Source organism: Acinetobacter sp. HR7 (assembly GCF_000773685.1).
In the GTDB taxonomy this organism is placed as follows: domain Bacteria; phylum Pseudomonadota; class Gammaproteobacteria; order Pseudomonadales; family Moraxellaceae; genus Acinetobacter; species Acinetobacter thermotolerans.
Window position 1 is genome coordinate 1 of sequence record NZ_JPQO01000094.1, and the last position, 5738, is coordinate 5738.

General features: G+C 44.2%; 9 protein-coding genes. 6 read left to right on the plus strand and 3 right to left on the minus strand.

Features of this window, described 5'->3' with window-relative positions; all coding sequences use genetic code 11:
* Positions 1–8: 8 nt before the first annotated feature.
* The 3 genes from GW12_RS05435 to GW12_RS05445 all read right to left on the minus strand — a co-directional run bounded on the left by GW12_RS05435 (position 9) and on the right by GW12_RS05445 (position 1704).
* Positions 9–299, minus strand: coding sequence for a hypothetical protein (locus tag GW12_RS05435; RefSeq protein ID WP_034584497.1), 291 nt, complete (start codon positions 297–299; stop codon positions 9–11).
* Positions 300–337: 38 nt separating this feature from the next.
* Positions 338–955 (minus strand): L-threonylcarbamoyladenylate synthase, encoded by a 618-nt coding sequence (locus GW12_RS05440; protein ID WP_034584499.1) that lies wholly within the window; start codon positions 953–955, stop codon positions 338–340.
* A gap of 86 nt (positions 956–1041) precedes the next feature.
* Positions 1042–1704 (minus strand): elongation factor P hydroxylase, encoded by a 663-nt coding sequence (locus tag GW12_RS05445; protein WP_034584502.1) that lies wholly within the window; start codon positions 1702–1704, stop codon positions 1042–1044.
* A gap of 97 nt (positions 1705–1801) precedes the next feature.
* Between GW12_RS05445 and GW12_RS05450 the strand changes: the two genes are divergently transcribed.
* The 6 genes from GW12_RS05450 (at position 1802) to lysM (ending at position 5577) form a co-directional block, all read left to right on the plus strand.
* Positions 1802–2359, plus strand: coding sequence for a DUF177 domain-containing protein (locus GW12_RS05450; protein ID WP_034584504.1), 558 nt, complete (start codon positions 1802–1804; stop codon positions 2357–2359).
* 77 nt (positions 2360–2436) lie between these two features.
* Positions 2437–2619, plus strand: a complete 183-nt coding sequence (gene rpmF / locus GW12_RS05455; protein WP_004783304.1) for a 50S ribosomal protein L32 — start codon at positions 2437–2439, stop codon at positions 2617–2619.
* A 232-nt stretch (positions 2620–2851) separates the two neighbouring features.
* Positions 2852–3838 carry an ACP S-malonyltransferase gene (gene fabD, locus GW12_RS05460; protein WP_034584506.1) on the plus strand — a complete coding sequence of 329 codons (987 nt, stop codon included), beginning with the start codon at positions 2852–2854 and terminating at the stop codon, positions 3836–3838.
* Positions 3835–4569, plus strand: coding sequence for a 3-oxoacyl-ACP reductase FabG (fabG, locus tag GW12_RS05465; RefSeq protein WP_034584508.1), 735 nt, complete (start codon positions 3835–3837; stop codon positions 4567–4569). The genes fabD and fabG overlap by 4 nt, the downstream gene beginning before the upstream one ends.
* Positions 4570–4655: 86 nt before the next feature.
* Entirely contained in the window at positions 4656–4892 is a 237-nt protein-coding gene (acpP, locus tag GW12_RS05470) for an acyl carrier protein (RefSeq protein ID WP_004783299.1), read from the plus strand.
* A gap of 187 nt (positions 4893–5079) precedes the next feature.
* On the plus strand, positions 5080–5577 hold the full coding sequence (lysM, locus tag GW12_RS05475) for a peptidoglycan-binding protein LysM (protein WP_034584510.1): 498 nt from the start codon (positions 5080–5082) through the stop codon (positions 5575–5577).
* Positions 5578–5738 lie beyond the last annotated feature (161 nt).

Genomic DNA, 5738 nt, shown 5'->3' on the forward strand with positions numbered 1-5738 from the left:
TTTTACGGCTAAAGGGATAAAGCTATTTTATTTTGCTCCTGTAATGCATATTCAATTACTTTCTGGCAGGTTTCTGCCAGACAAACATTATTGGTGGAATAAATTTGTAGCAACTTTTTTGCCAGCGCAATATTGAGGAAATAGTGATACTCAATATTGTCGATATTCAGGCTTAAGGTAGAGTTAGAATTCTTTTCGATAGAAATTGCCTTGGATTCTAGTGTCCAGGGTATTTCAGCATAGATCAGATGATCGTCAGGAAACTCATTTAGGTTCAGGAGGAGATAAAACAGATTCATTTTACTTTCTCCCGAAACCAAACTATAAGAAGCTTTAATTATTCAAACGCACTCACGTCCCCAACACCATGACGAATCACTTCAGGCTGTTCACCGGATAAATCCACAATTGAAGTAGTATTTAAAGTCCCTAAGCCGCTATCAATAAACACATCAATCCGTTTGCCGAGCTGCATTTCAATCTCATACGGATCATCTAGTGGATCAGTCTGGTCAGGCAGAATCAGGGTAGAGGTTAGTAAGGGTTCACCTAGTTCACGTAATAGCATCTGGCAGACCGGATTACTTGGAATACGCAAACCAATGGTTTTCTTTTTCGGATGCATTAAACGGCGTGGTACTTCACTGGTGGCTTGCAGAATAAAAGTCGTCACTGCAGGAGTGTTATTTTTCAGCAAACGGTAGGTGGCATTATCGACCTTGGCATAAGTCGCAATATCAGACAAGTCACAGCACAGAATGGCATATTGGTGCTTAGGCCCAAGATTACGGATCTGGGCAATGCGCTCCATGGCATTTTTGTTCCCGATCTGGCAGCCAATCGCATAAGCGGCATCGGTCGGATAGACAACCACATCACCAGCACGGATACGTTCCACCGCCTGTGAAATCAGACGTGGTTGGGGATTGTCTGGGTGTACGCGTAAATGCAACATAAGCTATGCCTCCGATCCTATGCTGACCTTATTATGAGATTGCCTGAACCCTGCACGCAATCCCATTCACAGTAGTTTTATGTAAATTAATCAAGCATTTCACGAAGAAATTCGTCGGATTGTAAACTTTTGCCATTCCGGGTGCAGGCACAAATACAATCAATGAAACGTTTCGCATCACGGGGCAGCTTGGCTTCACCGCTAAAATAACGCTGCACCTGCGTATAGACATTATCTTTAAAGCTTGCTCCATCACCGCCTTCACCCGTCAGGTTATCTAAAGACACGCGGAATTTACGCCCAAAGGCTTTGGAAAACATCCATTCAATCGCCTGTGGTTTGACTTCAACCTGTTCAAACAAAGCCTGCTGTTCGGCGGTACGACCATCTGGCGCATACCAGTAGCCCAGGTCAGGCAGTTTACGGCGTTCACTACCCGCAATGGTCCAGTGGCTAATCTCGTGCAGGGCGCTATTAAAGAAGCCATGTGCGAACTGAATTCGTGCAGGAGCATCTTGGGTTGCCGGGAAATATTCTGGTTCAAAATCACCACGGACTAATGTGACATTTAGGTGGGAAAACCAATGATTAAAGTGTAAGATGAGCCAATCAACCTGTTCTGCTTCTGACGATAAATTCGCCCAAGGTAAGCGTTGCACTTGCTGTAGTGAGTTGTCAGAATCCTGAGTTGAAAGTGTGCTAACGAGTGATGAAACATTCACTTCTGTTTGCGGCTGCAACAGATGCATGACTGAAATTACCCAATTGGTCTGTCTAAATAAGTGCAAAATTGTATCTTAATCTTTGACAGAGTTCTGATGAATTTGTAGAATTGCCGCCTTAATTATGTCAGCAAATACCTTTCCGGCACAGATTGAGCCGTTTAAATGGGCTGAACAGGGCTTTAAATGGTCAGGTCAACTGCCTTTATCCCGCTTTGTTCGTATTGCTCGTGAAGCTGTTGGATCAATTGATGATCAATTGATCAACATAGACTGTAAGCTATCAATGGATGCTTATCATCGCATTGTGTGGCTAGATGGTCATGTTGAAACATCAGTTCCAATGGAATGCCAGCGTTGTCTGGAAACTGTTGAGATTGATCTTGTTTCAGATTTTCATCTGGCTCTTGTGGATGACGAATCACTGATAGAGCGCTTGGATGAGGATGCTGATTTCATCGTCTTAGGTGAAAGCGAAGCAACGACGAAAGGTTCATATGATGCACCTGCGACCGCTGATTTGCTCGCACTGATAGAAGATGAATTGTTATTGTTGATGCCGTTGTCTCCTAAGCATGATGCTTGTGAGCATAAGCACCAACCCGCCGCTGAAGAGGCTGTCGAAGAAAAACGGGACAATCCGTTTGAAGTTTTGGCAGCGTTGAAGGGTAAACTTAACTAATTTTTGTGTTATACTCCAAGGTATAAGACAATCGAATTTGTTCTGATCCATTTTTTCGATCTTTGTAAGGAGCCATCATGGCCGTTCAGCAAAACCGTAAAAGTCGCTCTCGCCGTGACATGCGCCGTTCACATGACGCTTTAACCGAGAATGCATTAACTGTAGACCAAACTACTGGTGAAACTCATCGTCGTCACCACGTATCTAAAGATGGTATCTACCGTGGTCGTCAATTATTCGCTAAAGCATCTGCTGAATAATAGGTGATGTATTAAGCGTTAAGCTTGATAGAAAAAATGGGAGCGTTAAGCTCCCTTTTTTTATTTCCTGTTTTTATAAAATAGACTAAAAGCTCGGTTTTTGTTGTATTTGGCAATTACTGTGGTCAAAATTACGTGTTAAATTGCGCTCCACAATGAGTTAGGTGGTATTACCTGTTAATTTTGATCAGTACGATGAAAATTAATTTCTCTTGAATGAAAGGATTTTATTATGTCTGCTAAACAACTCGAGCAAGCAGCTCAGGCAACCAAAACTGCATTTGTATTCCCGGGGCAGGGTTCACAGAAAGCGGGCATGCTCGCTGAACTGGCAGAGCAGTTTAGTAGCGTGCGTGACACATTTGCTGAGGCTTCAGAGGCTGTTGGCTTCGATCTTTGGCAGATTGCACAGAGTGGTGAAGGGCTGAACCAAACTGAATTTACTCAACCGGTACTATTAACGGCATCTATCGCATTATGGCGTGTATGGCTAGAGCTGGGCGGTGTGGCACCGAAGTACCTGGCAGGTCACTCTTTAGGAGAATACAGCGCATTGGTGGCTGCTGGTGCTTTAAGCTTGAGTGATGCTGTGAAGCTTGTTAACTTGCGCGGTAAGCTGATGCAAACTGCTGTACCAGAAGGCGTCGGTGCAATGGCTGCAATCCTTGGTCTGGATGACGCAAAAGTGGTTGAGCTGTGTGCTCAGGCGACTGCAGCAGGTGAAGGCTCTGTTGAAGCCGCAAACTACAATGCTCAAGGTCAGGTAGTTGTTGCAGGGAATAAAGAACGCGTTGAAGCTGTGATGGCGTTGGCAAAAGAGAATGGCGGCAAAGCCATCGCACTACCAGTTTCTGTTCCATCACACTGTTCACTGATGAAACCTGCCGCTGAGCAGTTTGCTCAGGCTTTGGAACAAACTGCCATTGAGCTGCCACGTATTCCTGTAATACAAAATGTGGGCGCAGAAATTGCGTCAGATGTGAATGAGCTTCGTCAAAATTTGACTGCACAGCTCTATGAATCTGTACAGTGGACCAAAACCTTGCAGTTCCTTCAAGACGAAGGCATTGCGTATATCGTGGAATGCGGTCCGGGTAATGTGCTTGCCAACATGGCAAAACGTTTACCAAACATCGAAAAAGCACTTCCGCTGGATACCAAATCCCGTCTGGAAGATGCACTCAACACCGTATTGGTGGCAGAAGGGAAAATTGCATGACACAGGAACGTAAAGTTGCCTTGGTGACAGGTGCAAGCCGCGGCATTGGTGCTGCAATTGCACAACAACTGATACAGGACGGTTTTTTTGTGGTAGGGACTGCCACTTCTGAAGCAGGTGCTGAAAAAATCTCAGCTGGCTTTGGTGAAAATGGTGCGGGCAAAGTACTGGACGTGCGTGACGGCGCAGCCATTGATGCACTGGTAACTGATATTGAGCAGAACTATGGCCCAGTCTTGGTATTGGTAAACAATGCCGGTATTACCAAAGACAACCTGTTACTGCGTATGTCAGAAGATGACTGGGACGATATCCTGAACATCCATCTGAAAGCAGTTTACCGTTTGTCTAAACGTGTGCTGAAAGGCATGACCAAAGCGCGTTTCGGCCGCATCATTAATATCAGTTCTGTGGTGGCGCATTTTGCAAACCCAGGTCAGGCGAACTACTCTGCTGCAAAAGCAGGGATCGAAGCATTCAGCCGCAGCCTGGCAAAAGAGATGGGTAGCCGTCAGATCACTGTAAACTCTGTGGCACCTGGCTTTATTGCGACAGAAATGACCGAACAGTTGAGCGAAGAAATTCGTAAAAAAATGAGTGATCAAGTGGCACTGAATCGTCTCGGCGAGCCACAGGATATCGCAAATGCCGTAAGTTTCTTGGCTTCGGATAAGGCAAGTTACATTACAGGTACTGTAATTCATGTGAATGGTGGTTTATACATGAGCTAAGGGGCTCAAGTATAAACTTTCCAAATTTTATAGATTCAATTAAACTAACGGCATTAAAAACGCCACAAGCAATGAGGAGAATTCCTGTGAGCGATATCGAACAACGCGTTAAACAAGCGGTTGCAGAACAACTTGGTATCAAAGTCGAAGAGATTAAAAACGAAGCATCTTTCATGGATGACTTAGGTGCTGACTCTCTTGACCTGGTTGAATTGGTAATGTCTTTCGAAAACGATTTCGACATCACTATCCCAGATGAAGATTCTAACGAAATTACAACTGTACAATCTGCAATTGACTACGTGACTAAAAAACTGGGTTAATCGCTAGATTTTCAGCTTTGCTGAACTTAAGAACCACCGCAAGGTGGTTTTTTTGTGTCGGAATTTTTTGCAGTTGTGAAAGCTTACATTCCTTAACAGGAAGCTTACCAATGATGAACTTTGGGGTAGATGAATTCCGCTATAAACAATAGGGAGAGAAAAACCAGAGAATAATAAGGAGCCTTCCATGGGTATTTTTGATTTTGTAAAAGGCATTGGCAAGAAAAACACCGCACCTGCAGAGCCACAGCAGCAAGCACCCGCGGCACAACAAACGCCCACAGCGAAGCCTGCAGAACCATCTGCTCAGCAAATTGCTGATCAGTTATTGGGTCATATCAAATCGCTAGGTTTGCCGATTTCAGGTCTATCGGTCACCTATAATGGCAGCACTGATCTGGCAACCGTGAAAGGGCAGGTACAAAGCCAAGCCGACCGTGAAAAAATCATTCTTGCTGTTGGTAATATTGATCATGTCGCCAAAGTTGATGACCAACTGACTGTGGCGAATCCTGAACCAGAAAGCAAATTTTATACGGTGAAATCTGGCGATACGCTGTCTAAAATTTCTAAAGAATTTTATGGGGATGCCAACCAGTACAATAAAATCTTTCAGGCCAATCGCCCATTATTAAAAAATGCCGATGATATTTTCCCGGGGCAGGTACTGCGTATTCCAAATTAATAATTTCTGATTCTGAATTTTTAAAAAAACCTTCTAGATGAACAGTTCACAGCAAGGCTCCTTTGGGGTGCTTTGTTGTTGCTAGGAGAAAATAAGGTATTAAGCTTCCACATCAATGTGAAGGGTGTCTCTGTTATTTATGTAAGCATCCGGCTAACACA